Annotated in this window: 35 protein-coding genes, 1 tRNA gene and 1 rRNA gene; 17 read left to right on the top strand and 20 right to left on the bottom strand. The window is 48.4% G+C overall.

The annotated features are described in order from the left end of the window. Nucleotides 1-375: 375 nt before the first annotated feature. From AYI87_RS15355 to AYI87_RS21515, 18 genes are all read right to left on the bottom strand, one after another. Entirely contained in the window at nt 376-1,002 is a 627-nt protein-coding gene (locus AYI87_RS15355) for a Rha family transcriptional regulator (protein WP_144203562.1), read from the bottom strand. A 268-nt stretch (nt 1,003-1,270) separates the two neighbouring features. Beyond that, the gene (locus AYI87_RS15350; protein ID WP_144203560.1) at nt 1,271-1,606 is read right to left on the bottom strand and encodes a DUF4406 domain-containing protein; all 336 of its coding nucleotides are present in this window, start codon (nt 1,604-1,606) and stop codon (nt 1,271-1,273) included. A 211-nt stretch (nt 1,607-1,817) separates the two neighbouring features. Continuing rightward, complete coding sequence (orn, locus tag AYI87_RS15345; RefSeq protein WP_260865155.1) at nt 1,818-2,537, bottom strand: oligoribonuclease; 720 nt, start codon at nt 2,535-2,537, stop codon at nt 1,818-1,820. A gap of 423 nt (nt 2,538-2,960) precedes the next feature. After that, complete coding sequence (locus AYI87_RS15340; RefSeq protein ID WP_144203558.1) at nt 2,961-3,377, bottom strand: hypothetical protein; 417 nt, start codon at nt 3,375-3,377, stop codon at nt 2,961-2,963. Nucleotides 3,378-3,379: 2 nt separating this feature from the next. Further along, nucleotides 3,380-3,592, bottom strand: a complete 213-nt coding sequence (locus tag AYI87_RS15335) for a hypothetical protein (RefSeq protein WP_144203557.1) — start codon at nt 3,590-3,592, stop codon at nt 3,380-3,382. An 11-nt stretch (nt 3,593-3,603) separates the two neighbouring features. After that, nucleotides 3,604-3,954 (bottom strand): hypothetical protein, encoded by a 351-nt coding sequence (locus AYI87_RS15330; RefSeq protein WP_144203555.1) that lies wholly within the window; start codon nt 3,952-3,954, stop codon nt 3,604-3,606. A gap of 54 nt (nt 3,955-4,008) precedes the next feature. After that, entirely contained in the window at nt 4,009-5,229 is a 1,221-nt protein-coding gene (locus AYI87_RS15325) for a tyrosine-type recombinase/integrase (protein WP_144203553.1), read from the bottom strand. Between the two features lie 25 nt (nt 5,230-5,254). After that, a complete protein-coding gene (locus tag AYI87_RS15320; RefSeq protein WP_144203551.1) occupies nt 5,255-5,503 on the bottom strand; it encodes a hypothetical protein in 249 nt (82 codons plus the stop codon). Further along, on the bottom strand, nt 5,500-6,075 hold the full coding sequence (locus AYI87_RS15315; protein WP_144203549.1) for a hypothetical protein: 576 nt from the start codon (nt 6,073-6,075) through the stop codon (nt 5,500-5,502). The genes AYI87_RS15320 and AYI87_RS15315 overlap by 4 nt, the downstream gene beginning before the upstream one ends. Continuing rightward, nucleotides 6,068-6,505 (bottom strand): hypothetical protein, encoded by a 438-nt coding sequence (locus tag AYI87_RS15310; protein ID WP_144203547.1) that lies wholly within the window; start codon nt 6,503-6,505, stop codon nt 6,068-6,070. The genes AYI87_RS15315 and AYI87_RS15310 overlap by 8 nt, the downstream gene beginning before the upstream one ends. Before the next feature lie 2 nt (nt 6,506-6,507). After that, nucleotides 6,508-6,921 (bottom strand): hypothetical protein, encoded by a 414-nt coding sequence (locus tag AYI87_RS15305; protein WP_144203545.1) that lies wholly within the window; start codon nt 6,919-6,921, stop codon nt 6,508-6,510. A gap of 20 nt (nt 6,922-6,941) precedes the next feature. Then, nucleotides 6,942-7,421 (bottom strand): HAD domain-containing protein, encoded by a 480-nt coding sequence (locus AYI87_RS15300; protein ID WP_144203543.1) that lies wholly within the window; start codon nt 7,419-7,421, stop codon nt 6,942-6,944. Between the two features lies 1 nt (nt 7,422). Continuing rightward, entirely contained in the window at nt 7,423-8,010 is a 588-nt protein-coding gene (locus tag AYI87_RS15295; RefSeq protein WP_144203541.1) for a GIY-YIG nuclease family protein, read from the bottom strand. Beyond that, nucleotides 8,007-8,402 (bottom strand): hypothetical protein, encoded by a 396-nt coding sequence (locus AYI87_RS21260; protein ID WP_186300644.1) that lies wholly within the window; start codon nt 8,400-8,402, stop codon nt 8,007-8,009. Before AYI87_RS21260 ends, AYI87_RS15295 begins: the two co-directional genes overlap by 4 nt. After that, nucleotides 8,402-9,100, bottom strand: coding sequence for a replication protein P (locus AYI87_RS15290; protein WP_144203540.1), 699 nt, complete (start codon nt 9,098-9,100; stop codon nt 8,402-8,404). The genes AYI87_RS21260 and AYI87_RS15290 overlap by 1 nt, the downstream gene beginning before the upstream one ends. Further along, on the bottom strand, nt 9,097-9,957 hold the full coding sequence (locus AYI87_RS15285; protein WP_144203538.1) for a hypothetical protein: 861 nt from the start codon (nt 9,955-9,957) through the stop codon (nt 9,097-9,099). Before AYI87_RS15285 ends, AYI87_RS15290 begins: the two co-directional genes overlap by 4 nt. A gap of 306 nt (nt 9,958-10,263) precedes the next feature. Further along, nucleotides 10,264-10,755, bottom strand: a complete 492-nt coding sequence (locus AYI87_RS15280; RefSeq protein WP_144203536.1) for a phage regulatory CII family protein — start codon at nt 10,753-10,755, stop codon at nt 10,264-10,266. 16 nt (nt 10,756-10,771) lie between these two features. Further along, nucleotides 10,772-11,008 (bottom strand): helix-turn-helix domain-containing protein, encoded by a 237-nt coding sequence (locus AYI87_RS21515; RefSeq protein WP_144203534.1) that lies wholly within the window; start codon nt 11,006-11,008, stop codon nt 10,772-10,774. 119 nt (nt 11,009-11,127) lie between these two features. Between AYI87_RS21515 and AYI87_RS15270 the strand changes: the two genes are divergently transcribed. The 17 genes from AYI87_RS15270 to AYI87_RS15190 all read left to right on the top strand — a co-directional run bounded on the left by AYI87_RS15270 (nt 11,128) and on the right by AYI87_RS15190 (nt 20,767). Beyond that, nucleotides 11,128-11,784 (top strand): LexA family protein, encoded by a 657-nt coding sequence (locus AYI87_RS15270; RefSeq protein WP_222116783.1) that lies wholly within the window; start codon nt 11,128-11,130, stop codon nt 11,782-11,784. A 27-nt stretch (nt 11,785-11,811) separates the two neighbouring features. Then, nucleotides 11,812-12,222, top strand: a complete 411-nt coding sequence (locus AYI87_RS15265; protein ID WP_144203532.1) for a hypothetical protein — start codon at nt 11,812-11,814, stop codon at nt 12,220-12,222. Between the two features lie 100 nt (nt 12,223-12,322). Then, complete coding sequence (locus AYI87_RS15260) at nt 12,323-13,423, top strand: hypothetical protein (RefSeq protein ID WP_144203530.1); 1,101 nt, start codon at nt 12,323-12,325, stop codon at nt 13,421-13,423. Nucleotides 13,424-13,784: 361 nt separating this feature from the next. Beyond that, complete coding sequence (locus tag AYI87_RS15255; protein ID WP_144203528.1) at nt 13,785-13,970, top strand: hypothetical protein; 186 nt, start codon at nt 13,785-13,787, stop codon at nt 13,968-13,970. 140 nt (nt 13,971-14,110) lie between these two features. After that, nucleotides 14,111-14,473 (top strand): hypothetical protein, encoded by a 363-nt coding sequence (locus AYI87_RS15250; protein WP_144203526.1) that lies wholly within the window; start codon nt 14,111-14,113, stop codon nt 14,471-14,473. Nucleotides 14,474-14,556: 83 nt separating this feature from the next. Then, the gene (locus AYI87_RS15245; RefSeq protein ID WP_144203525.1) at nt 14,557-14,775 is read left to right on the top strand and encodes a hypothetical protein; all 219 of its coding nucleotides are present in this window, start codon (nt 14,557-14,559) and stop codon (nt 14,773-14,775) included. A gap of 9 nt (nt 14,776-14,784) precedes the next feature. Then, nucleotides 14,785-15,498: a hypothetical protein gene (locus AYI87_RS15240; RefSeq protein WP_144203523.1), complete on the top strand. Its 714-nt coding sequence runs from the start codon at nt 14,785-14,787 to the stop codon at nt 15,496-15,498. Further along, the gene (locus tag AYI87_RS21255) at nt 15,495-15,659 is read left to right on the top strand and encodes a hypothetical protein (RefSeq protein ID WP_186300643.1); all 165 of its coding nucleotides are present in this window, start codon (nt 15,495-15,497) and stop codon (nt 15,657-15,659) included. Before AYI87_RS15240 ends, AYI87_RS21255 begins: the two co-directional genes overlap by 4 nt. Then, entirely contained in the window at nt 15,646-15,939 is a 294-nt protein-coding gene (locus AYI87_RS15235; protein ID WP_144203521.1) for a hypothetical protein, read from the top strand. The genes AYI87_RS21255 and AYI87_RS15235 overlap by 14 nt, the downstream gene beginning before the upstream one ends. Further along, complete coding sequence (locus tag AYI87_RS15230; protein WP_144203519.1) at nt 15,936-16,520, top strand: ead/Ea22-like family protein; 585 nt, start codon at nt 15,936-15,938, stop codon at nt 16,518-16,520. The genes AYI87_RS15235 and AYI87_RS15230 overlap by 4 nt, the downstream gene beginning before the upstream one ends. Next, nucleotides 16,517-16,828 (top strand): adhesin biosynthesis transcription regulatory family protein, encoded by a 312-nt coding sequence (locus AYI87_RS15225; RefSeq protein WP_260865154.1) that lies wholly within the window; start codon nt 16,517-16,519, stop codon nt 16,826-16,828. The genes AYI87_RS15230 and AYI87_RS15225 overlap by 4 nt, the downstream gene beginning before the upstream one ends. Continuing rightward, nucleotides 16,825-18,540: a phage N-6-adenine-methyltransferase gene (locus AYI87_RS21330; protein WP_222116782.1), complete on the top strand. Its 1,716-nt coding sequence runs from the start codon at nt 16,825-16,827 to the stop codon at nt 18,538-18,540. The genes AYI87_RS15225 and AYI87_RS21330 overlap by 4 nt, the downstream gene beginning before the upstream one ends. After that, nucleotides 18,537-18,800 (top strand): hypothetical protein, encoded by a 264-nt coding sequence (locus AYI87_RS15210; protein ID WP_144203517.1) that lies wholly within the window; start codon nt 18,537-18,539, stop codon nt 18,798-18,800. The genes AYI87_RS21330 and AYI87_RS15210 overlap by 4 nt, the downstream gene beginning before the upstream one ends. Before the next feature lie 8 nt (nt 18,801-18,808). Next, complete coding sequence (locus AYI87_RS15205) at nt 18,809-19,354, top strand: hypothetical protein (RefSeq protein WP_144203515.1); 546 nt, start codon at nt 18,809-18,811, stop codon at nt 19,352-19,354. Continuing rightward, nucleotides 19,351-19,539, top strand: a complete 189-nt coding sequence (locus AYI87_RS15200) for a hypothetical protein (protein ID WP_144203513.1) — start codon at nt 19,351-19,353, stop codon at nt 19,537-19,539. The genes AYI87_RS15205 and AYI87_RS15200 overlap by 4 nt, the downstream gene beginning before the upstream one ends. Further along, a complete protein-coding gene (locus AYI87_RS15195) occupies nt 19,536-19,754 on the top strand; it encodes a DUF4224 domain-containing protein (RefSeq protein ID WP_144203511.1) in 219 nt (72 codons plus the stop codon). Before AYI87_RS15200 ends, AYI87_RS15195 begins: the two co-directional genes overlap by 4 nt. Further along, nucleotides 19,754-20,767: a tyrosine-type recombinase/integrase gene (locus tag AYI87_RS15190; RefSeq protein WP_144203509.1), complete on the top strand. Its 1,014-nt coding sequence runs from the start codon at nt 19,754-19,756 to the stop codon at nt 20,765-20,767. Before AYI87_RS15195 ends, AYI87_RS15190 begins: the two co-directional genes overlap by 1 nt. Before the next feature lie 94 nt (nt 20,768-20,861). Here the strand turns inward: AYI87_RS15190 and AYI87_RS15185 are convergent. After that, a tRNA-Trp gene (locus tag AYI87_RS15185) sits at nt 20,862-20,938 on the bottom strand. A 1,009-nt stretch (nt 20,939-21,947) separates the two neighbouring features. Further along, a 5S ribosomal RNA gene (gene rrf, locus AYI87_RS15180) occupies nt 21,948-22,063 on the bottom strand. Nucleotides 22,064-22,069 lie beyond the last annotated feature (6 nt).

Below are 22,069 nucleotides of genomic sequence, written 5' to 3'. Positions count from 1 at the left end.
GGCCTAAAAACGATTTTCCTTTGCGCTAACTTATGCACTAACGGGGCGCGAACCCGACCTGCGTCATGCCAATTGCTGGCTACCCTTCGCTGACTGCGTTGCTATTGCGAACCCTCTTGGATGATGACACCTGCGAGGTCCAGGCGGCTGGATTATCCAGCTGGCTTAACGACTACTTCATGTGAAATACCCTCACGGCCATAATCTGTAGCCCAAAAACAACAAAGCCACCCCGGAGGATGGCTTTTGTTTAAGGTGCTACTTCGCACTGTTAGGGGAATAATAAGACCGTTTTTTACAGAGTGCAATCTTTAACGGTAAATTATCTGCTCCATTGATCACGTATGTAGTTTGCAGCTCCATAGTGGCGTCCATCTAGAATATCGGCTCGTTTAGTTCCTCAAGTGAATATTCACCAGATAGCGCCATCATGCGATGCTTAAGCTCAATAAGTGCACTACTCACTAAGCTAACATCTCGCTGAATGTTCCTGATGGCGCCGATGTCGGCCAATCCCTTCTTGGTAATATCTATATGCCTGATTGTAGTGCCTTCTTCATTAACGTAAAGCAAGTATCGAGTACCGAATGGTAAATCATTCAATACCGCATTAAGCGTTAGGTCAGGTAGTACAGGCGTGGTATCCCGAGGACGCAGTTTGGCGGCCATCTCATCAAAGGCCAATATGTAACGTTCTTTAATCTCTGCGGCGCGTTTGCCGGTGAAGCCCATCACCAAAAACATAAATCCGTTTTTGGTCATCTGGTAGAAGGGCTGTAACTTGCCATTCTGCAACTCATTGTTTTTATGGCAAAGCGAAAAATTTCGCTCTGTGAATTTTTGAGAACATTCTAGCGATCTTACCTTCGTTAATACGTCCTTGTGTGGCTTACCAAAATACTGTGAAACATGGAACGTATCTGTCACAAGCTCATTGGTTTGTGAGACAAACACGAGATCGGAAGGTTTTGCGGATGCAATAGGGCTGCTTAATGTGGTCATGATGACCTCCTGTGTATTTTTAGTAATCAACGCCTACCAGTTAGTAGCTGGTAGCCGGGTCTCAACTAGAGCATACACAGTTGCTCCGGGCCTATTCCCCTTGCGGGTCTTGTATTAACGCCTCTCAACCCGACCATAAAATGGCACAGGTGTGCCGTGTTACGGGCACAAAAAAACCGCGAGGCTGTCGGGTGCGGTAGTCCGCTGTGTATTTTCTAGTTCCGACAGCTTAGCTGTTACTGCTCACTATTGTCAATTTACTTATCACTTAACTGATTTGCTTGGTGCAACCAGCCACGTCATAAACAACGGTTCCGGCCGTCCAGTAGCCGATGCACAGCCCGAGCTTCTTAGCATAGTAGTATTCAGCCATGGCGCCGTCTGACTCGCGCCACCCTGGCAACATGACGATGTGAGTGCACGCCCGGATCATGGCGTAACAGATATCCATGTATTGCGGCTCGGTTAACCCTGCGGGGAGTCCGGCGGAGTGCAGCACTACCTGGTGACCTGTATCCAAGTGACTCGCCGCGCGAAAGAAGGCCTGCTTATTTGTTTCGATATCACCGCTTATCGGCCCAGCGATGTAAACGACTTGCTCCACCACTTACAGCCTTATGATAGGCAAGACTGCCTCACACTCAGTAAGGTCAAGCTGGCTGGTACCATCCACACTTTCAATTTGCAGGAGTAAACCTGTTAGCGCTCTCTCAGCCATGCTTAACTTTTGCCGCAACACAAGGGAGCAACTATGACTTCCGTTTAAACCTTTTTTCCAGGTAAAGCCACAACTGCAGCACACCGAAAGATTCTCATTACTCACTAAAACCTCCAAACAGCGCAGCGCGGTAGCACTTGAGCTCATCAATTGACTCCTGGATATCGGCAAAGGCCTCGTGTTTGTACTGCTTATGCTCTACGGCCTGATTTGCCAGCCCTGGCGCCCAGGCGCGGGCGGCCAACGCAATCGCGCTGATATCCAGCTGACGATAGTGCAAATAGTTATGCAACTCAGGCATCTGACACATAATGAAGTCTCGATCGAACATGATAGAGTTGCCGCAGAATATGGCGCCTGTCCTCTTCTTTCTGTTGTATGACTCAACTCCGTTTGCAGCCAGCCAGGCTAAAACCTGCTCCTCTGCCTCAAATAGTGAAACCGTAGAGTTACGCACCTCATCGAGAAGGCCGCTTTTACCATGAACATCCAGCGCCCAAGGGTCTGACATGGCAATTCTCTCCTCCAGTTGCCAAACCACTATTCGTAGAGGATCACCTACCTGATTCAAGTTGCTATCGGTAAGAACAAACGCCAGCTCAAAAATAGGATAACGCACCATCCCCAGGCCGCCGCATTCCAACTTCCCATTTAGCCCGCCGGTTTCAATGTCACCAAACAAAAAATACTCACCATGATTCGGTTTAATTGCGGCGGCACCTTTGCCAACAGGCTCATGCTTCCTCGTTACGATAACCAACAACACATAGGTTAGCGCAATAATGGTCATGGCCATCACCATATCAAACAACCCCATATCCCCTCCCATAATGTTAGGATCCGAATCGCAGGTAGCATACCCACACCAAGAAAAACACGCCAACCAACAAATGAACCGTATCGCCAGCAGTGGTGATCTTCATGTTTCTTGGATAGCTTGAACCGAGCATTATTAAGGCCCTGAGCGAAACCCCAACAATCCCAAGCCAAAAAACTACGGTTAAATATGTCTCAATACCCATTGTAATTACCTCACTTGTCGCGCTTTGCGCGTCGTTTATTGAACTTATACAGCTTCAGGTACCGCTTAAAGAACGGCGAGATCATGCCAATACAATGCATCTGTATCTTGTCGTGCTGAACACTGATATCAGACATGCACTCTTTGCAGACCTTTTTAATGTCAGCCGACTGGTACCTTTGACTGAGCGTTTGTGTGCAGGCTTTAGCCCCGCAGATATCACAAGCCATCACGCCTCCATAAAGTAACCACTAAATCATCTCGATTAGGGCGTGAACACTCATTGCTATGCTGTCTACGCTCTATCATGGCTATTTCCCTGGCACAGCGTGATAAAGCGTCATCATAGAGTTTTTCTACCAATCGATGATCCATAAAGACTTTTCCAGAAACATGAGTGCGAGCTATATCTGGATAATCCCGTTCGCTCCACACTCGCAATTTAACTCTTCTGTTGGGATCACGAACATCTAGCAAAGAACGGAACCAACGAAGATCTGCATGGGTAGCAAATAACACCAAATCCCCTTCACTAACGCTATCCGCAAGTGTATTACTGCGGCCTGTATGCCTAGCTGCTGCAAAATAAATATCAAAGGCCGCCTTTAGCGCTGCACCAATTCCAAAAAAATCCATGCCTAACCCCTCAGCACTTTATCAACCGTTCCGATCCATTCGCCGACCACTACCGACGTACCACCGACGAAATGAATTTCTGCTCCACTATTCCCATTCGCTTCATAACTAGTAACGTGGGTGATCTGCGACCGCATAACATGCACAAACTCACCTCCTTTGTGGCGCCCAAATGGTTTTAACTGCAACACCCCTGAATCAACTCGTTGTCCCATCCTTACCTCCTCTAATAGAGCTTCACTTCAACAGCACCCTTTCTCAGCTGCCTAGCACGAGAAAACACGCATTGGATATCACTGCTTTCAATGATGCGATCTACCTCTAATCGAACAGCTTTAAATCCTAACTTTTGCAGCGTCTTAAACTCTTGCTCGGTGAACCACTTCTTAAGCTGCTCAAGATCACGACAAGCACACCCGAGGACATTCCCCATTGCCTGCTCAGCGCGAACATCAATATCGAACTCGAGGTAATAAGGAGGCAGCTCCTTATGTTGTTGCAGCCACTTAGCTGTAAACCCTGGTTGAAATGGCCCTCGACCACGCTTGTCTTGAACCCTAAAAACAGTCGCTTTCATCTCTTTTGCCTCTTCCTCTCTGTAGGAGGACAGATTATCTATAAATGTCTTTATTTATGCGGCGTTAACGCTGTCGCCATTACTGGTGTATCTTGGGATTATCTTGGTTTTGAACGGGTTTTTAATTCCAACCAAATGACCATGCCATAGCTCAATAGCACTACGCTTTTGGTTTTCCATATAGGTGTGAATGTATGCCTGATCTAGCTTGGTCATAGAGTGATTCAGCAGCTGCTCTGCGACCATATAGTCAACCCCAAGGTCGGCCCAACAGGTTCTGGCCAGCTTACGCAAATCATGGGCGGTCCACTCCCCCAACGACACGCTGCGCACCATCCGAGAGGCGTTCCTGTCATCAATGCAGCCACGGCTACCTGACACTGGGAACAACCACTTACCAGAAAGAGTCCCTCGGTACCAGGTGAGTACATCAACCAACCAATCAGACAAAGGAAGCACATGCTTAACACCTGTTTTGGTGATCTGCGCTGGTATTGTCAGGCGGCGCCCTGGCATGTCGATATAGGCCCACTTTAGGCGTCTGGTTTCACCAATACGGGTACCAAGCGCCAGCATTAACCCAAGCAACACGCTAGTACCGTTATTTGCCCCGGCGATGGCAGATAGCACCTCAGCTAGCTGCCCAGGCTCAAGCCCAGACCCTTTGGTTTTAATGCTAGCGTCGGTGAAGTCGCTAAACTTAATCCCAGCCAGCGGATCCTGCTTAATACGCCGCAACACCGCCGCCTGTTTAAATGCCTTCTTCAATACTGCATAGTGCTGTCTTACCGTCCCAAGTCCATAACGCGCCTGTAATGGCCATAACAGCAGCTCATCGAGCACCTTACGATCAACCCCTTCAATCGCCACATTGCCGAGCATGGGGATTAAATGCTTGTTGATTGAAGACTTGATATTTAACTTACGCTTCGCAGACAGTGCGCGATCGGCAAGAGCCCTATCCCGGTACCATTCAAGGAGGCCTGCACAACTGCCCCAGCTATCAACAGCAGTGCTCTCCCCAGCGCGCTGAGCAACAGTCAAGCGCTGCACCTCATCACGCATCGCTTTAGCCCCTGTGGCAGGCCACTCACCAACCTTACGCCACTTTGCAGCACCATTTTGGTAAGTAACCAAGTGCCAGCTTCCGCCAGTTCTGGCGCGATTGAAGCGCAGCTTTAACGGATGCTTAGGATCCCTAACTTCAGTGATCCCCAAGTCGGCCAGCTGCTTTCTAATCGCAGAGTCTGATAGGTTTATTTCAGCGGTCGCCATTGTTTACCTCAATCATCTAGGCACCTCAATCATCATTGGCCGCGCGCATCACCGTGGCCAGCACCATGCCACGCTGCTTAACATGCACTGCAAACAGAAACCGACCATTGCGCAACAAGGTGCCTTTGCTCTTTCGCTTAACCTTCACCTTTTCACCGTCACGCACCAAGGAGATCAGCCTGGCATCCACATTACGGCCAGCGCGCATGAAATCTTCAAAGAATCGCCTGGCATACTGCACCCGGGCGTGATCAGTCACGTACACCTGCATCATTCGACCTCCACCTCAATCAGCTTAAGTACCTTGGCACACTGCCTGGCGGCCTCGCCCTCTTCCCGGTATAGAGAATCGATGGCATCCATAAGCCGATCATAATGTTGCTTACGAAACTCAGGTGTTGAGCAACTGGTGTGAGTCAATGCAGAAAAGGCCTCTGCAAAATCGCGCATCGAGGAGTTTTTATGCCCGGTGCCCTCACATCGGCTGCAGGTGTAGATCTGCTGGTAGCGCTTACTGTATACCGTCCCGACGCCTTTGCACTTGGGGCAGACACAACTACCGCACACCTCTTGCACCGCAATCTCTGCCAGGGCTCTGGCGGCAGCTGGCTCAACGCCATTGCTCTCGTTAGCCAATGTCAATGTGCCAATCAGCAGCGTTTTGGCGCCAGCGTTGCCGCCTATCTTGCTTTCGAGCACATTCACCCCAACGGCGTACCCGGCATGCTGCACCATCCCGACGACACCGGCGGCGTCCTCCCGACTAAAACGGCCCTTGCCATAAATCGGCTCTGCGCTGATAGCCTGGGGGGATATCAGGCAAAACAGTCTCTCAATGCTAACCATGTGCGCTCCTATACCATGTATTGAGCAAGGTAGCCGCCATCATGCAGCCTCTCGCCTCAGCAAACTCATCAGCCCGGGGATCATGTACCGACTGTCCTTGATTGCGATAGTTACGCATCTCAATGCCTTGTCGCTTTAACTCATTGCTCAAACGATGATTGGATACTTTGGCCGCCTTAGCGACTTCACCTAATGTCATGTCCGTGTATCGATAAAGCCTAACTGCCGACTCCATTCGCTGGGCGCTGGCGTTAACTCGAGTGTCGCGTCGATTATTAGTACTCTTGGTTAGCTTTCTGCAATAAGTGCAATCAAGCGAGCTGATATAACGCTCGTGACCACCACAGTGCTGGCATGGCACCGAGCAAATAAACAACTTGGCTTTTGGATTGCTCGCCAACTCAGCTTGCGCCTCTTCTTTAATCGTCATCCTTACCCCCTGATCCCGAAAAGGGCCAATAGCGCAGCGTCGCGAGTATCCTCATTACTTCGCCCTGTCCAGCCCGTTAGCTTGTTGAAATAAGCGCTGTTCTTCTTTGCTTGGCGCTTCACAGCACCTTTTAGCGGAGCAACCTTAATCACCTTCACGCCACGCTTAGCCAGCATGCGGTCGATATGGCGCGCCGTCGCTTTGACATTACCGACATTCTGGGCAACACGTTCACGCACTCGGCGACTTTGACCGCCACGGTTAAACACTGGTTTATTGGCTTCCACATCCTCCAGCACCACCAGCACGCCATCGGTGAATCGCGCGGCAACAAAATCACACAGATCATCAAGCTCTAACTTGTGCAGCGACTCAATGCGTCCATTGGTGATCACCGCAACGCCTGACTTATCCATATCTGGATCGATACCAATAATCACGCGGCGGCCCCTGGAATTTTTATGCCTAAGACTCTGCAAGCCTGCTCAAAATGATCGAGCAAAATGCCATTAAATGGACAGGTTCTTACAAAATATGGCGCTTGCTCTATCAGCATGCCGTCATCGTCATCTAGGATGAGGTAGTCAGTCACCATTGAATGCTCGCGCAGCCAAGCCTTAATTTCATCGCCTCGCTTAGCAGGGTGTGGTAGGTCTACGGTTCTCCAATGTTCATGTATCGCATTAGAGATCTCTTTGAAGCCTAATACACGAAATAGCTGATTAAACTCACGCTTGCTCGAACCATGGCGCCAGCTAGAGCTAATCACCACCTTGGCACCAGCCTCAACCACTAAATGCCTCAACATATGCAGTGCGGCTGGCTCTAATGCCTGCAAAAAACCAGTCTGTCCTATAGCCACACAGTAGCGTGGCGACTGCAAAACGCCGTCGATATCTAGGAATATTACTTTCACGCTAAACCTCCAACAGCTTACGCTTTTCAATAAAACGGCTTATCACCTCAGAATCATCGGTAAACCACTCGCCATATACCCGCAGGTTAGAAAACCGCTCATGAAATTCTTTTTCAAAATCGCCAGTTTCAGAATGGATAATCTCAAGTTGGACACCAGAACCACACTCAAGGGCCACAATCCGCTTATCTAAATCGATGGTTTTTCCTATTTTGATCAATCCAGTTAGTGGGTGTCTTATGAAATAGGTGACGGGAATCCTTAAACCGCTATCCGCGTCGCTGTTGCCATAAATCAAGGCAGGAATAACCGTGCTCTCTGCAATAGTAATGATCTTTAAAATTTCATATGCGGCATTTTCCACCAGTGGATATGAACGAAATAGAGCGCGAGTCAATTCAAGATGATTGACTGATGCTTGTATTTTTTTGACTTGCTCACAGGCTTGGGATCGGCTCATGCTTGATACATCTGAATACTGGCACTCACCGAACAAAGTAAGCCCCGCTGAAATCATTTTCATACCAATTGAGTAAGCAGCCTCATTCGAAATGCTTCCTTTAACAATGGCTGTAGCCAACTGATTCATAGGCCCCTCCTTGCTCGATATGCTTTCGCCACATCATGCAACCAGGTATTGGCAACTCTGCGGCGATCACCGGTAGTGGTGGATTGATACAAATGCTCATAGTGCAATGAAACGAAGTGTTTAAGCCGCTTAGGGTGCCCGGGGATCTGCCGCATACAGCGCATGATGAAGCGCAGATCAGACTCATCGGTTCGCCCAAAGTAATGCCTGGGATAGTCAAGCCATGGGTTCACCGCCGTGCCAATCTGTGGTCCCAATGGATACTCTGGAATAACCGGATTGTTGGGCTCGTCATTAGCTGCAACGCATGAAGCAGAATTTGCCGCAGGTGCGCCAACAAACTCGTATAGCGTCGGCGCATTAATGGGGAGAGGTTTAACCGCTATCGCCATCAGTTGTCCCTCCGCTGGCGCTGATCTAAACGCAGGCGCTGCAGGCGCGCTTCAATCTTTGTCTTTGGCTCGCGTTCCTGAATCAGGTTTTCAAAATAGGCCCTGGCACTGGGCGCTTGATTTTCAAGCAATGGAGTATTCATCGAAGCAATATGCTCACCACGGGCCACCTTGGCAGCCACCTGCTTCATGTTGCAGCTAAACAATGACAAGGCCTTGTCATGCGACAGCAACGCCTTGCAGGCGTAACCACAACGCAATCTAGTGGCATACTCAATATCGTTTGCCGCCGGCTTACGCTCTATGAGCCTGGTAAACGCATCAACGATTTCGGTATCACTAACACCAACGGAATTGCACCACTCAATGAACTGACCGACAGACGGCATAAACGGACTGGCATCGCGCTGAGCTCGGTGGATCCCCAGCTCAATTTGCTGCAACGACTTAATGCCATGCTGGGCAAATGCCATTGTCCACGCCTTCTTCCATTGAGCCACAGCGCTCTTGTCACCCAGCGCCGCTTTCCATGCCGGCTTAATGGCGATCAGTTGTCTAAGCGTCTGGTTGACGATATCAGCAAGATAGTTGTTAGCACCGGCCGCCAAGGGGTTACTGCCCATACCAACTCGCCCTTGCTCCTCAATAAACTCAATCGCAGAGCTAGCCACTTGGCCCAAAGATCTGGCTTGACTCATTGGCAAACCTCCGCGCTGGGAAGCACCAGATCATCGGCCCAGCTGGTGTCATTGAGCCCAAGCGGATCATCATCAACGCCGCTATCGCTACTTTGGCCACCAGCCATAGCACGCTTGTGGTGCAGATCAGACTGTCGATTAGTTAGCCAGGCATTGATGAATTGCATCATCTGCGTTCGTGGCTTGAGCTTGGCAGGATTGCAGTCAAACCAACTGAGCATGTTACGCAGCTCCTGCCCAACATCGAGATTAGGGAATAGTTCGGCAAAACGCGCTTGGTGCTCAGAGTTAACATCGTAAAAACCACCGTTCAGCAGCGGTAGACCAATCGATTTGAACGCGGGCAAATTTTCAGCAGCAGCTGCTGTTATTCCTTTCCTTTCCCCTTCCCTTCCCTTCCCTTCCTCTTGTGCGTTTTCGTGTCGCGTGCCTGACGCGTCAATCACGCGTGCATCGTCCGTTTGCAACTCATTGTTTTTGGGCGTTTCACTGCCATACTTGCCAGATAACACAGTGCCTGCGCTAATTTCAGGCAGTTCGCTCTTCTTTTCACGGTTATTGATCACCTGGTGTTTTGAAAAGCTAGGAATACACCCGTAAATCACGCCTGCAACTTCGTACTTCACGACAAAGCCACACGTGGCCAACGCGTCAAGCACGCGTGAAAAGTCAATGTCGTCATAAGGGAGAACGTCGAGCTTCAGCTTACGAGGGCGCCACTCAAACCGTCCTTCGCGATCACAACAGCAAAACAGCCCAGTAAAGACCAAGCGCAATGGGTAACCTGTTGCCTGCTCAGCTTCAAATAGCTGCTCATGACGAAACAGATCAGGCTTGACCGTTCTTATCCTAGCCATGGTTCCTCCTGCTCGGAGGCACAGGTAACCGACATCCTGCGTCATACAACGCAGTGCAGATGCCGCTAAAGCTTGTCGTTGTGCATTGGTTGGCCACGGCCACCATCTGATTTATCTGTGATTGGCGATCTGCGCTGACACACGCATTAGCCTGACGCCTGGTCATCAGATCAAACTCAATATCTTCTTCGGCAGTAACAGGTATCTCGCTATCAGAAGGCGCGCACTTATTTATTGTTATCTGTTCGTGTTTCTGTTCGTGTTGGTTATCACTTAACTGATTCATCTGATCCCCCATGTGGAAGGCTATGGCTTATCCGATAGCGTTCTAACCTGGCTCTCGACCACGGCGTCAAGCTTGGCCACCTCACGCACCGTGGCCGTTAACTCGTGGCGAATGTGCGTTAACTCTTGCGGCGTGATAACCCCATCGCTACGCGCCTCTTTAACGGCCGCCAATGCATGACCTAATTGCTCCACCAGCTGCAATAGCTGATCTGACAGGTCTTCGTCACAGGCTACCGACTCAGGAACTGGCACAAACATGCCTCCGGCCTTAGCCGCCCAGGCCTCAAGGATGCGCTTATCGCCTGTGATCTCTGTTAAAAACACCGCCTCACGCAACTGCAAGTGGTTCGACTCGTTATAGGGGTTTAGCTTGTTGTAAAGGACGGCTTGAGGAGTATTGAGTTTGCTAGCCAATTCAGGAACCCCATGGTCTTGCCCAAAGTCGTGGGCGGCTTGCAGCGGGTCACTGCATGAGGCTAGCTGTCGTTTTAATGAGCGTCGCTTATCCATATCGCTTATCCTGCACTTATGGGTTTTGGTCTTGGTCATCGATTGATGACGCGGGATTGGGGAACACATCAGCGAAAGAGCACCCAGCACCGAGTTTGTTAAGCGCATTAACAATGTTCCAACACTGATTAAAATCTGGCGTCCTACGATTGGTTTCATAGTGATAAACAGTTGAAACCTCAATATTGAGAACCTCTGCTAGGTCTTTTACTGAAATACCTGAAGCTTCTCTGACTTTCCGTATGCGCTGCATTTCTTGCCTCTATGTTTAACGATTTAGGCAAATATACATAATGTACATATACCGGTCAACAAAATGTACATTATGTTCGTTGATTATTTTTGTACATTTCGTACATTTTAGGGATGAAAATGAATTGGACAGAATTAGTTAAAGCCAGGCTTAAAGAGCTGGACATGACTCAAGAGCGACTTGCTGAGTTAGTCGATGTCACCCCAGGCGGGATGGGACATTGGCTAAACAAAAGGCGAGAGCCTTCAATTGCACAAATTTCCAAGATATTGAAAGCTGTTAACCTGGATTCACTAACCTTACACTCTGATGGGATGGTTGAGTATCCAAACCAAAAGATTGCCAATGTCACTGCTACGTACAAACCGACAGCATACCGAAAAACATATCCCGTACTTAGCTGCGTTCAGGCCGGGCAATGGACGGAGGCGGTAGAGTTGCACCCGACGATATCAGATGAGTGGCATGAAACCACCGAGCGCGCCAGCGACCGCAGCTTCTGGTTGCGGGTAAAAGGCGACTCCATGACAGCGCCGCATGGCCTAAGCTTTCCAGAGGGGACCTTGCTACTGGTCGACACAGATAAAGACTACCAGAGCGGATCCTTCGTTGTCGCCAAGCTCACTGACGTTAACGAGGCAACCTTTAAAAAACTGGTGATCGACGCCGGCACTAAGTTTTTAAAGCCGCTCAACCCGGCCTACCCGACCATAACCATTAACGGCAACTGCCATATCATTGGTGTCGTCGTCGACGCCAAACTCAAACTCTATTAAAACGGACATCAAAGACAGGGAGTCACCATGAAACAGCTTTTGGCAATCGCTATTATCCTCACAGTATCTGGCTGCTCAACCACCTTTGTGCCGCCGGAAAGTGCCAAGCAAGTCCCTGCAGAACGCATCTTCTATCAAGGTGATGGTGACGCCAAAATCACTGTCACTCGTGATGATGGATACATTGGTGGCGGATGTTATCTGGCTCTACTAATTAACGGAGCCAAAGCAGCACAGTTTGATCCGGAAGAAAAGGCTACCTTCAACGTAGCCTCTGGCGCGACAATATTAGGTGTTACTTTCTCCGGTGATGGGTTGTGCTCATACGGCCAAGTTCTGAGCACCGAAACCCAGCTGAAACCTGGTGAACACGGCATTTACCGCATGTACACAGGTTACAGCTCAGACCCAGTAATTCTCCCTGTCAGCAAGTCATGAAAGTATCTGCGCCAATAGAATTGATGAGTTAAGCCAGCAATTACTTGAATAGCAAATATAAACTTTAACGGCGCACTTATTTAAAATATGAGGTCCATGGATGAATAAAAGAAAGAAACAAAGCAGTGCGGTAAAAGACAGAGAGATATCTTACAAAAACAAAACACTTCACTACCGATATGCCGACATACGTAACTATGACGGTGACGCAACTCTTGCTGACATGTTAAATAAGGCTCTATCTAGCCTGTCTCTAGTGAAAGAACGGTATCAGATAGTTAACGAAGATACACACGACCCAGAAGAAGAAGATTACAATAAATCATTGCTTTTCATAAATAATAAAGCAATCTCTTGGAATATCGTATTCGGCGATTTAATGCGTTATTCCGAAGGCGCTAACAAATCAATTGTAACTGTTGATGATAACGCCCAACATCTTGAAGTTGCCACGATTGCACCACCTGAAAGCTTGGAAGGTAAACGCCGGGAATTTTTAGACTCAATATTATATTTTGGATCTTACAAAAATCACGTAGCAGTGATTCAGTCAGCAGTGCTTCGGACTTCGGAGTTAGAACGGCACATCAATTGGTTGTTACATCAGTCGAAAGTCCTAGAAAAAGAAGCCTACGTTCTGTTGACAACGAAAATCCCTGTACTCGCTCAGAAAAAGCTCGAAGAGTCTGACACTAAGACGTTAAAAATTGGTGCGCCACTGATTGATTCAGTTAATGACAAACCTATTGTTGACTTGCAAAAAACCTATAGTGAAACCAAAGATTATGATGCTAAAAAGGTTAGTGTAAAACCGAAGGGGTTAGGACTTAGCTGGCTATTAAACGCTTTTGGAGATATGAGCAAACTTGCTGAATTTGGTATAACAGAAGAACTTCTATCTGAAGACGCTATAAAGGGTTCTAGTATTAATGTTGCTCTGGAAATCTCTTACACACGTAAGGCATCTAAAAGCTCTCAAACTATACTTAATAGTGTATCTACCGCAATGAGACACTCCCATCCGGACGATATTTCAATAGATTATGGAAAAGTTGGCCGTCTAGTTGGAAGAGAGCTGGTGTTGCATAAGAAACTTACCTTGCGTTACATTGACGGTGTACTAGATGCGCTTGATTTATACCCTAAAATTCGTGAATGGTTAATTGAACAGATAACTGTCGAGGAGTTAGAAGCTGAATAAGCTTAGAGTAGCTGTTGCATTAAGTGTTGGAGTTGTAGCTCTCTTTGTTTCTCTATATCTACTTGGTATGGAGGGGGCTGTTACTGTCAAATCAAAACTATACTTTTTGAACGCATTGCTACTCCCACTCATCGGAATAACTATCCACATAAAAACGAAGGCCGACAATCTAACCTCCATAGATGGACTACGCTCAAAAGATGTAACAAAAATCACAGCTCATGCGACCGACTTTAATCATCGCATTTGGATATTGTGGTTCATGTATATCCTAGCTTTTTGCAGTTCAATCATAGTTACCCTATTACCACTTATTGGCGTTAACCTACTAAGTGCAGTCTGCTTCACCATAAGTTTATTCATGGTGTGTTTAATTGCATCAACTTCGCTATACGCTACTGATCAAGCAATACAAATCTTGATAGTCCATTTAAAAGCTAAGGCTTTAAAAAACAAAGAACGAAATGCCGCCCTTGAAGAGTTGGAAGCAGATGACGATTTTTCTGAAGAATTCAAAGAATACCTTTTAAAACAAAAAGGCGAATAGAGCAGGCACACCCTCATCTTCCAACCCGCTTCGGCGGGTTTTTTATTGCCACGACAAAAATAATGTACATTTTGTATTGATATTAAAATATACATTACGTATATTCTCACTCATCAGCAATACAATACGGAGCAACAAGGATGACACCTAGCACTCAACTGCATGCTAACAGCACATCGTTAGCCCTGGCATTCATAACGCCAAAAGGGAAAACAGAGTTCAACCTGCTAATGGGCCTGAGAATGGCTTGCCTTGTTGCTCGTAGCGGCAACCTGTCTGCAAACGCCAAGGTGCAGGCCAGACTGAACGAGATTAAAGACTACCTGCATTACCACCAGCCCAGCCAAGCGTTCCATCAGCGCTTTGTGCTCGGACGCAGCGAAATCTGCGCCGGGATCCGCTTGCACATCGACGCCGATGGCATCGCCACGGTCGAACCCGCTTTAACACCAAATAAAAACGTTATCGCGTTGGTAGGAGGCCGTCATGCAGCAAACCACTAACCCGCAAGCCAGTGACGCGCTGGATCTGCTACTCGAGCTAATCGCTAACTTCTTCGAAAACTTCTCGTAAACAGGAGGCTGAAATGAAGCTTACTACTGCCGATGCAGCCGCATCACAACTAGCAGTCATGCTTGCCGATACGCTAGCCGACAGCATGAGTCCAGCAACGACTCCAGAGGTAAGCCCTGTGCTTGGCCGCAGCAAGATGAAGGAGCAGGTACTTCTTCGAAGAGGCGAATGCCGGCGCCGTATCGAAGCCATTCACGACGCACGAGAACTAGAACGTCAACTGGAATTTTAGGAGAAGGGCATGAAAATCAAATTCGACAGAAAGTATCTTGCGGTGCTGGCCGAGTTCGTTGGCAAAAACGACATTCGCTACTTCATTAATGGCTTCCACATCAAGCCACATAAAGAAGTAGGCGTGATCTTGACTGCGACAGATGGCCATCGTCTTGTCACCATTCACGACGAAAACGGCTTTACAGACGGAGAATACATTTTCCCCATCAGCAAAGGCCTGCTGGCAGCATCTAAAAAAGGAAAAATCGAAGATGTTAGAGCCCTTGTAAACGTCATGATATTAAACGGTCAGGCCATGGTGACCTCTATCGAATGTGAAAAAGGTGAATGGCCAGATCAAATCAGTGAGGACTATTCACATCAAGTTGGCTATGTCGAATTCATCAAGCCAATTGCCGGGAGATATGTCAATGCCGCCAGGGTATTTGAAAACCTTGGCAAGCCTGTTGGCACCGAAATAATCGGCTTAAACACAGCTTACTTGGCCAGCCTAGACAAGCTAAAAGTTTCAGGTGTCCACCCAGGTGGCAAGGTGTTTCTCTTTGGCCCAGATAAGGCCATCGCAATTGTCACCGGAATATTCAACGAAATTGTCGCTGTGATCATGCCAATGAACATCGATAGCAGCGATAGCCTTGGCGAAATCCCAGCATTCACCTTAGAGAGTGGCCAGCAGCGACCAGAAACCCATGACGAGAGTGAAGGTCAGGAGGCAGCATGAGCGCCCTGGTCGAATACTGCGACCACTGGATAGCCGAATGCCAGCAGATGGCCAAGGACTATCCACAAGACGCCTGGCGCTTCGAGCAGCACATCAAAGGCTGGCAGCGGATACGCCAACAGATGATTAAAAAGTTTGGAGAGAAGAATGAGCAAAAATAAGTGCAACTGTTTCGACGACATACTTAAGCGATATCAAGAAAAAGTGAAACAGTCGATAGACCCAAGAGCCACAGAGCTAGAGGTCAGCTGGGATGGTTACTGCTACATCATTAATGGTGGTGACTACTCACCTGTGAACCCAAAAATCAATGTCAGCTACCGCGGCGTGAAAACTAACGGCGAACCATGCAAGGCAAAAACCAAAGACCAGGCGCGCATCATCGCTGACTACTGCCCTTTCTGTGGTCGCAAATTGGCGAAAGATGGGGAGGCCACATGAGTCAACAAATAGAAATCCCTGCATTTCTGCTTGAAATGTCACAACAAATGCACCAGCAGTCAAATCGCTACACCGCCGAGCCTATTTGGCAAGTACGCTGTAAACGCTACCTGATCACCGAGCAAGGGTACAACGAGCATCATTGGGAAATTATTGACAGTGAGGATGATGGTAAAGCGCTATATCACTCTGATAGATGCGATAAACAACCGCTGGCCGAATGGTTGCTTGAGAATGACCTAGGTTGGTGCGACTCATGGCTGGAAGAAATTGATATCAGTGCTGACATTGATGACCTTGGTGCGTTCTCAGAAATATTTATGCAATCCTTTCTCGATGACTTCGATGTTGAATCAGATTACGACGAGCTACCTGATTCGCTTATAAATCTACATTTTCAGGAGATTGAAGATGTCATAAAAACCTGCTTTACCGAGGCTGATGCGCTGGCATTTATTGCCCGTAAACAGCACGACTACCCAAAGCTATACACCTATGTCGAGTCTATGGTCTTTTGCCCTCAAATGATTGAGTTGCGCAACTGGATCCTGTCGCTGACAAAGCCGTCGGAGGCAGCATGAACTACCTCTTACCAGGCTCCGAGCCGGCCGAGCGCATGAACCTCATCATCGACGGCACCAATATGACCTCAAAGGCGCAGATCGGCGCCCTGCTCGAGCACTACGTTAACGGCCTGCCAGCCGCCCGCGCCTGCGCCCGTTACGGCATCGAGCTGTCAAACTTCGAACGCGCCCAAACACGACTAGAAGCCGAAGCAGAGCGCATTGAGCGCATCAAAGAAATCGATTGGGCTCGCTTTGGCTACCAAAGCCAAAAAACAGCGCCAACTTATCAATTAAGTGATAACAACGCAGGGGAAAGCGCATGAGCACTACAGAACTCACTTATGCCAACAAACTAGAAGCTCTGAAACAGCAACCCACCCACATGCTCAAAGAAGTCGGCGACCAATGGCGCACACCAGACGATCTGTACTGGGGTATCTTCGCTAACTACGGCCCATTTGTGCGCGACCTCTTCACCGACGGCGATAACGCCAAGTGCCCTAACTACTACACGGTAGAGGATAACGCCCTAATCCAAGACTGGACCAAAGACCTAGCAGGCGGCAAGGGCTACGCTAATCCACCCTACTCACGCTCAAGCTACGAAGATGACCAGGCTATCACCGGCATGCGCAACATCATCGCCAAATCATTGGAAGAGCGCGACAAGGGCGCCAAGTTCGTCTACCTCATCAAATCAGCCACATCAGAAGTATGGTGGCCAGAAGAAGCCGATCACATCGTGCTTATCCGCGGTCGCATCAGTTTCGACCTGCCTACCTGGTTTAAGCCAGTTGACAAGAAGCAATCGGCATCAAGCGCCGGGTTCGCCTGCGCCATCGCCATATTCGATAAGACCTGGCAAGGCGAGCGCTTTAGTTACGCCAAGCGTGAAGATCTGCTACGCGACGGCCAGGTGATGCTCGACATGATAGAGGACAGGGCAGAGCGCAAAGTCATACAAATAAAAAATGAAATGCTAGCCGAGCAGAAAAAGCCTATTCATATAGTGTCTTTCTCTGGTGGGCGCACCAGCGCTTATTTGGTTCACCTGATGGAGCAGAAGCGGAAAGAGGAAGGTTTAGAAGTGCGCTATGTATTCATGGACACAGGCGCCGAACACCCAAAAACCTACGAGTTCATTCGCAACTGTGTTCAGCACTTCAAAATCAAGCTTACTTGCTTAAGGACTGTGATAAATCCGAATCTAGGTATTGGTGTAACTTATCGAGTCATTCCGCTGGAAGAAATCGGCCCTGATCTACAACCGTGGAAAGACATGCTTAAAAAGTATGGCAAACCTTATGTCCATGGTGCTTTCTGCACAAGCAGAATGAAAACAGACCCAAACAAGAAATACCTCGATGAAACTTATGGCAAAGGAAATTATCACGCTTGGTTAGGTATCAGGGCTGACGAACCTAAACGCCTAAAGCCGCGTCAAGACATAAGCTATCTTGCCGATATTTCTGATTTCGAGAAACAGGACATTTTAGATTGGTGGGCCAACCAACCTTTTGATCTGGAAATTCCAGAGTGGTTGGGTAACTGTGTGTTTTGCCTTAAAAAAGGCTTAAACAAAATTGCACTTGCCGCCAAAGACGAACCAGAACTAGCCATCCAGTTTGTTGATATCACTGAACATGGAGACATTCGCCAAGGGCTTAAATATAGCGAAGGGCAAATGTATCGCCAACATAACTCGCTAAGCAGCATCATCGAGCAATACAAAGACACCTCACGCGATGAAATTTTATCAACAATTCGTGGTGGCCACGCTATGGATTCAGGCAGCTGCTCAGAAAGCTGTGAGGCGCTTGTTTGTGACGCCGATGATGACGTAGAAACCACTAACGACGTCTGGCCAGCAGAGGTCAAGGATCTGGTTGAGGCCGCTTTAGATGCTGAGCCATGCGAACCAACAGACAGCTTTTATCAGGCCCTGTGCGCTGTAGCTAACGAGCAACTTCTTTTGAAGCGTGAAAAGCAAAAAGTGATCGACTACCTGGTTATCCAGTTGAAGGAGGCAGCATGAAAACAGTATCAACCACAGCTGCAGCCGAGCATATGCTGACCACTGGCAAGCCATATACAGCCGCATTACTCGCCGAAGAGCTTGGCATTTCAGCCCAGCAGGCATCGGGCAAGCTGTACAACATCCGCACCAGCAGCAAGTACAACGCTATTGTCACAGAGCTGCCTAATCGCACAGTAAAGCTCACCGCGATCAAAGGCAGAAAACAATCATTAAACAGCCTGATGAAGCTGGCCATTTTCGGCAACAGAGCGGCATAGGAGGATTTATGAAAGGTCAAATCTCATTCACCAGCGAAATGATGCAAGCCATACTCGATGGCAATAAAACCCAGACCCGCAGACCTATTAAGCCTGAGATCGTCTCTAGCATCGAATTTATGGGCGGCAGCAATGAAGAGAGCAAGGAGTTCGACTTTATTGGGCTGACTCATGAGGCGTGGAAAGATGACAGCGGGAACACCCATGATCCAGAATGGCTGGTGTACTGCACAGAATATCCTGAGGAAGGGGTAACCCCCATAGGTAAATTGTATGGCGCGCTCGGCGACAAGATTATAGTGACAGATGGCGAATTAACAGCACTGGTTGAAATCATCGGCTTTCGCGCCGAACGGCTTCAAGACATCAGTGAGCAAGATGCGTGGGCTGAAGGGTGTGAAGGTTATGACGATGACGTCACTGGTGGCAAAAATGGGTACTCAGAATTCTCTGAATTGTGGGCCTCTATCTACGGCGACGAATCTTGGCAATCCAACCCATGGGTATGGGTTATCGACTTCAAGGTGATCTGTACAGGCAAGGAGGCAGCATGAGCATGAATGACCTACTGATCAAAGAGCGCGCCGAAAACGCCCAGCTGCGCGCCCAAGTTGCCGAGCTAGAGCAGCAAGTCGAAATCTTGTGTCAGCGGCCAGAGTTCGACCTATCGACAGTACATGGTCGAGAGCAGGCCGTGATCGCAAACATGAAAAAGTCATTTGAAGAGGGTGTGGCATGACAGGTCAAAGCGAAATGCTCACTGAGCAACAACTGGTAGAGCTAACCGGATACACCAAGGCGAGCGCCCAGATCAGGCAGTTAAAGCTGCAGGGAATTCACTACCACCTGCGCGGCGACGGGAAGCCGGTAGTCACCTGGACTGCCGTCAACTACCCTTTTATTAACCGTAAAGCCGCCAACGATAACACCCCGAAGTTTGAGGCTATTGGATAATGAGAAAGCGTAAACCAGAAGACCAATGGATGCCGCCAGGGGTGTACTTGCACCGCCGGGCGGGTAAGCCTTCTTGCTACGTAATAAAGGGAAAGAACTCAACTAAGAGCCTCTGCAAAGCAAATGCAACCAAGGCAGAGGTGTGGGCTGCCTATGAGGCTGCTATTGAGTCTAGCCTTAGTGTCTATACGTTCGAGAAGATGGCCAACGACTACATAGAGTCAGCAACCTTCAAAGAACTTGCACCAAGGACTCAAAGAGACCGTCAGCGCGAGCTAGCCATGTTCAATAAGGTTTTTGGCGCTATGGAGCCCGATAGTATCAAACCGCACCACATTCGCCGCTACATGGATGTGAGAGGCAATTCGAGCAAGACACAAGCAAACCATGAGCTCTCTGCATCGAGTGTGGTTTTTGCCTGGGGATATGAAAGAGGCAGATGCACCGGCAACCCGGCCAAGGGCATAAAGAAGTTCAAGCAGAAGGCCCGAGATAGATACATCACTGACAACGAGTTTTCCGCGCTGCTCTCTTCTTGCGAAACAAGGTTGAGGCTCGCTTGCCAGATCAGCTATCTGTGCGCCGCCAGACAAAGCGATGTGTTGGCACTGAAGTGGTCACAAATCGACGATAAGGGCATTTTCATTCAGCAAGGTAAGACAGGCAAGAAGCAAATTAAAGCCTGGTCACAACAGCTGATAGAAGCGATCAACGAGGCCAAAACATTACATCAAGGCGTTGCCAGCATTTACGTGATCAATAAATCAGGCGGGGGAAGGTTAACGGCTGACGGGCTGCGCAGCGCTTGGAAGAGAGCAATGGAAAAGCTGAGCAAAGATCACCCAGAAGTCGAAAGGAATTTCACCTTTCACGACATCAAGGCGAAGGGAATTTCTGATTTTGACGGAACGCTACAAGACAAGCAGCAATTTAGCGGCCATAAGACACTGGCCCAGGTGAACACATACGACAGGAAGGTGGCGATCGTCCCCACCATCGGTAGTAAAAACTAGAATAAACATGCAGATCAATGGATATCATTTTCTACAGTTTTTTCTACACAAATAAAAACGGCTCGCTCATTTCTGAGCAAGCCGTTGTTTTATTTGGCAGGGGTGGCAGGACTCGAACCCGCAACCATCGGTTTTGGAGACCGCTGTTCTACCAATTGGAACTACACCCCTGTTGACGTGGGGCATTATGCTAAAACCCCTCTCAAAGGTAAAGGACTTTTTATGGCTAACTCGCTCAATTGCGGCTTTTTCATGCAAGATAGCGAATATTAAGTCACATCCTCACATTCCCACTCAAAAAACTGCCATCTACACCATCATTCAACCCGCTTCCAATGACGTTAAACGTCACTGATTAATGGAATATCGAGCCTGAAATCCCCCAAGCAAATCCTATTGATGATTATCATCGGTGACTAATAACAGCCCAGCCTTTAACATTCAAAATGAAGCCTACATAATTTTGCATCGAACCTCTTCGAGACTAGCACCAGGGGATAAATACATAGAGACCTGCTACCCGCACCTTCCTCTTCCTATCCCGGACACCACAAACAAAAACCTTAATACCGATTCCACTAGGTCAATCATCAGCTTTTAGTGACTCAGCCTCCATATGGGATAAAAATAGTTCCAAGACACTCCTAAATAGCTACAGCGCAAAAACAGATGTTCTTGCGAGCCCTCCACCTCACTAGAAGGCATTCGCCTTAAATCATCGAAGCGTGGATATAGGACAAAGGCATGAAAATAGAAAGGGAGATATAGATCAATTTTAATCAGTACGGCTGAGGTGCAAGCTCATATGGTTGAATGCTAGGAAACGCTATCTAGTCCTATCTCGAGAAATGGAATCCGCCAAAGGTTTCACGCATGGGAGCGTAAGACATCCGCTTATCGAGCGCAGCTTAATGGATGGCTGGAGCGCGAAGCAGCTAAGCTGCAAGCTGAGGGGCCTGACCACCATGGATGGCGGAAATGCAGTTGAAGAATGGAACACTTAACTGCCACACTGCGTAAGCAGCTTTGGGCTGCATGTGAAGTAGCGCTTTCGCGCGACCCACATGGATGTAGGAAGCGCCATAAATTGTTGGGAACAATTTAGGCGAGCGTATAAACGAAAAAATCCCCAACACTAGGTGCTGGGGATTTATCGACTCTCTTTCGAGAATAAATAGGCGTCTGGAAATGACCTACTCTCACATGGGGAGACCCCACACTACCATCGGCGCGATTGCGTTTCACTTCTGAGTTCGGGATGGGATCAGGTGGGACCACAATGCTATGGTTTCCAGACAAATT

The organism is Shewanella sp. KCT, assembly GCF_007636505.1.
In the GTDB taxonomy this organism is placed as follows: Bacteria; Pseudomonadota; Gammaproteobacteria; order Enterobacterales; family Shewanellaceae; genus Shewanella; species Shewanella halotolerans.
The sequence above is the reverse complement of the archived record's forward strand: the minus strand, read 5'-3'. Positions and strand labels throughout refer to the sequence as shown.

What these genes read in the sequence shown, in the direction of transcription:
- AYI87_RS15355 (WP_144203562.1), bottom strand. Translation starts at nt 1,002, where the DNA reads ATGACCACATTAAGCAGCCCTATTGCATCCGCAAAACCTTCCGATCTC.
- AYI87_RS15270 (WP_222116783.1), top strand. Translation starts at nt 11,128, where the DNA reads ATGAATTGGACAGAATTAGTTAAAGCCAGGCTTAAAGAGCTGGACATG.
- AYI87_RS15225 (WP_260865154.1), top strand. Translation starts at nt 16,517, where the DNA reads ATGAACTACCTCTTACCAGGCTCCGAGCCGGCCGAGCGCATGAACCTC.
- AYI87_RS15320 (WP_144203551.1), bottom strand. Translation starts at nt 5,503, where the DNA reads ATGATGCAGGTGTACGTGACTGATCACGCCCGGGTGCAGTATGCCAGG.
- AYI87_RS15290 (WP_144203540.1), bottom strand. Translation starts at nt 9,100, where the DNA reads ATGAGTCAAGCCAGATCTTTGGGCCAAGTGGCTAGCTCTGCGATTGAG.
- AYI87_RS21255 (WP_186300643.1), top strand. Translation starts at nt 15,495, where the DNA reads ATGAGCGCCCTGGTCGAATACTGCGACCACTGGATAGCCGAATGCCAG.
- AYI87_RS21330 (WP_222116782.1), top strand. Translation starts at nt 16,825, where the DNA reads ATGAGCACTACAGAACTCACTTATGCCAACAAACTAGAAGCTCTGAAA.
- AYI87_RS15250 (WP_144203526.1), top strand. Translation starts at nt 14,111, where the DNA reads ATGACACCTAGCACTCAACTGCATGCTAACAGCACATCGTTAGCCCTG.
- orn (WP_260865155.1), bottom strand. Translation starts at nt 2,537, where the DNA reads ATGGGGTTGTTTGATATGGTGATGGCCATGACCATTATTGCGCTAACC.
- AYI87_RS15335 (WP_144203557.1), bottom strand. Translation starts at nt 3,592, where the DNA reads ATGGGACAACGAGTTGATTCAGGGGTGTTGCAGTTAAAACCATTTGGG.
- AYI87_RS15255 (WP_144203528.1), top strand. Translation starts at nt 13,785, where the DNA reads ATGGTGTGTTTAATTGCATCAACTTCGCTATACGCTACTGATCAAGCA.
- AYI87_RS15205 (WP_144203515.1), top strand. Translation starts at nt 18,809, where the DNA reads ATGAAAGGTCAAATCTCATTCACCAGCGAAATGATGCAAGCCATACTC.
- AYI87_RS15295 (WP_144203541.1), bottom strand. Translation starts at nt 8,010, where the DNA reads ATGAATCAGTTGGCTACAGCCATTGTTAAAGGAAGCATTTCGAATGAG.
- AYI87_RS15305 (WP_144203545.1), bottom strand. Translation starts at nt 6,921, where the DNA reads ATGGATAAGTCAGGCGTTGCGGTGATCACCAATGGACGCATTGAGTCG.
- AYI87_RS15210 (WP_144203517.1), top strand. Translation starts at nt 18,537, where the DNA reads ATGAAAACAGTATCAACCACAGCTGCAGCCGAGCATATGCTGACCACT.
- AYI87_RS15195 (WP_144203511.1), top strand. Translation starts at nt 19,536, where the DNA reads ATGACAGGTCAAAGCGAAATGCTCACTGAGCAACAACTGGTAGAGCTA.
- AYI87_RS15245 (WP_144203525.1), top strand. Translation starts at nt 14,557, where the DNA reads ATGAAGCTTACTACTGCCGATGCAGCCGCATCACAACTAGCAGTCATG.
- AYI87_RS15235 (WP_144203521.1), top strand. Translation starts at nt 15,646, where the DNA reads ATGAGCAAAAATAAGTGCAACTGTTTCGACGACATACTTAAGCGATAT.
- AYI87_RS21515 (WP_144203534.1), bottom strand. Translation starts at nt 11,008, where the DNA reads ATGCAGCGCATACGGAAAGTCAGAGAAGCTTCAGGTATTTCAGTAAAA.
- AYI87_RS15190 (WP_144203509.1), top strand. Translation starts at nt 19,754, where the DNA reads ATGAGAAAGCGTAAACCAGAAGACCAATGGATGCCGCCAGGGGTGTAC.
- AYI87_RS15265 (WP_144203532.1), top strand. Translation starts at nt 11,812, where the DNA reads ATGAAACAGCTTTTGGCAATCGCTATTATCCTCACAGTATCTGGCTGC.
- AYI87_RS15240 (WP_144203523.1), top strand. Translation starts at nt 14,785, where the DNA reads ATGAAAATCAAATTCGACAGAAAGTATCTTGCGGTGCTGGCCGAGTTC.
- AYI87_RS15285 (WP_144203538.1), bottom strand. Translation starts at nt 9,957, where the DNA reads ATGGCTAGGATAAGAACGGTCAAGCCTGATCTGTTTCGTCATGAGCAG.
- AYI87_RS15200 (WP_144203513.1), top strand. Translation starts at nt 19,351, where the DNA reads ATGAGCATGAATGACCTACTGATCAAAGAGCGCGCCGAAAACGCCCAG.
- AYI87_RS15330 (WP_144203555.1), bottom strand. Translation starts at nt 3,954, where the DNA reads ATGAAAGCGACTGTTTTTAGGGTTCAAGACAAGCGTGGTCGAGGGCCA.
- AYI87_RS15315 (WP_144203549.1), bottom strand. Translation starts at nt 6,075, where the DNA reads ATGGTTAGCATTGAGAGACTGTTTTGCCTGATATCCCCCCAGGCTATC.
- AYI87_RS15280 (WP_144203536.1), bottom strand. Translation starts at nt 10,755, where the DNA reads ATGGATAAGCGACGCTCATTAAAACGACAGCTAGCCTCATGCAGTGAC.
- AYI87_RS15260 (WP_144203530.1), top strand. Translation starts at nt 12,323, where the DNA reads ATGAATAAAAGAAAGAAACAAAGCAGTGCGGTAAAAGACAGAGAGATA.
- AYI87_RS15340 (WP_144203558.1), bottom strand. Translation starts at nt 3,377, where the DNA reads ATGGATTTTTTTGGAATTGGTGCAGCGCTAAAGGCGGCCTTTGATATT.
- AYI87_RS21260 (WP_186300644.1), bottom strand. Translation starts at nt 8,402, where the DNA reads ATGGCGATAGCGGTTAAACCTCTCCCCATTAATGCGCCGACGCTATAC.
- AYI87_RS15325 (WP_144203553.1), bottom strand. Translation starts at nt 5,229, where the DNA reads ATGGCGACCGCTGAAATAAACCTATCAGACTCTGCGATTAGAAAGCAG.
- AYI87_RS15310 (WP_144203547.1), bottom strand. Translation starts at nt 6,505, where the DNA reads ATGACGATTAAAGAAGAGGCGCAAGCTGAGTTGGCGAGCAATCCAAAA.
- AYI87_RS15230 (WP_144203519.1), top strand. Translation starts at nt 15,936, where the DNA reads ATGAGTCAACAAATAGAAATCCCTGCATTTCTGCTTGAAATGTCACAA.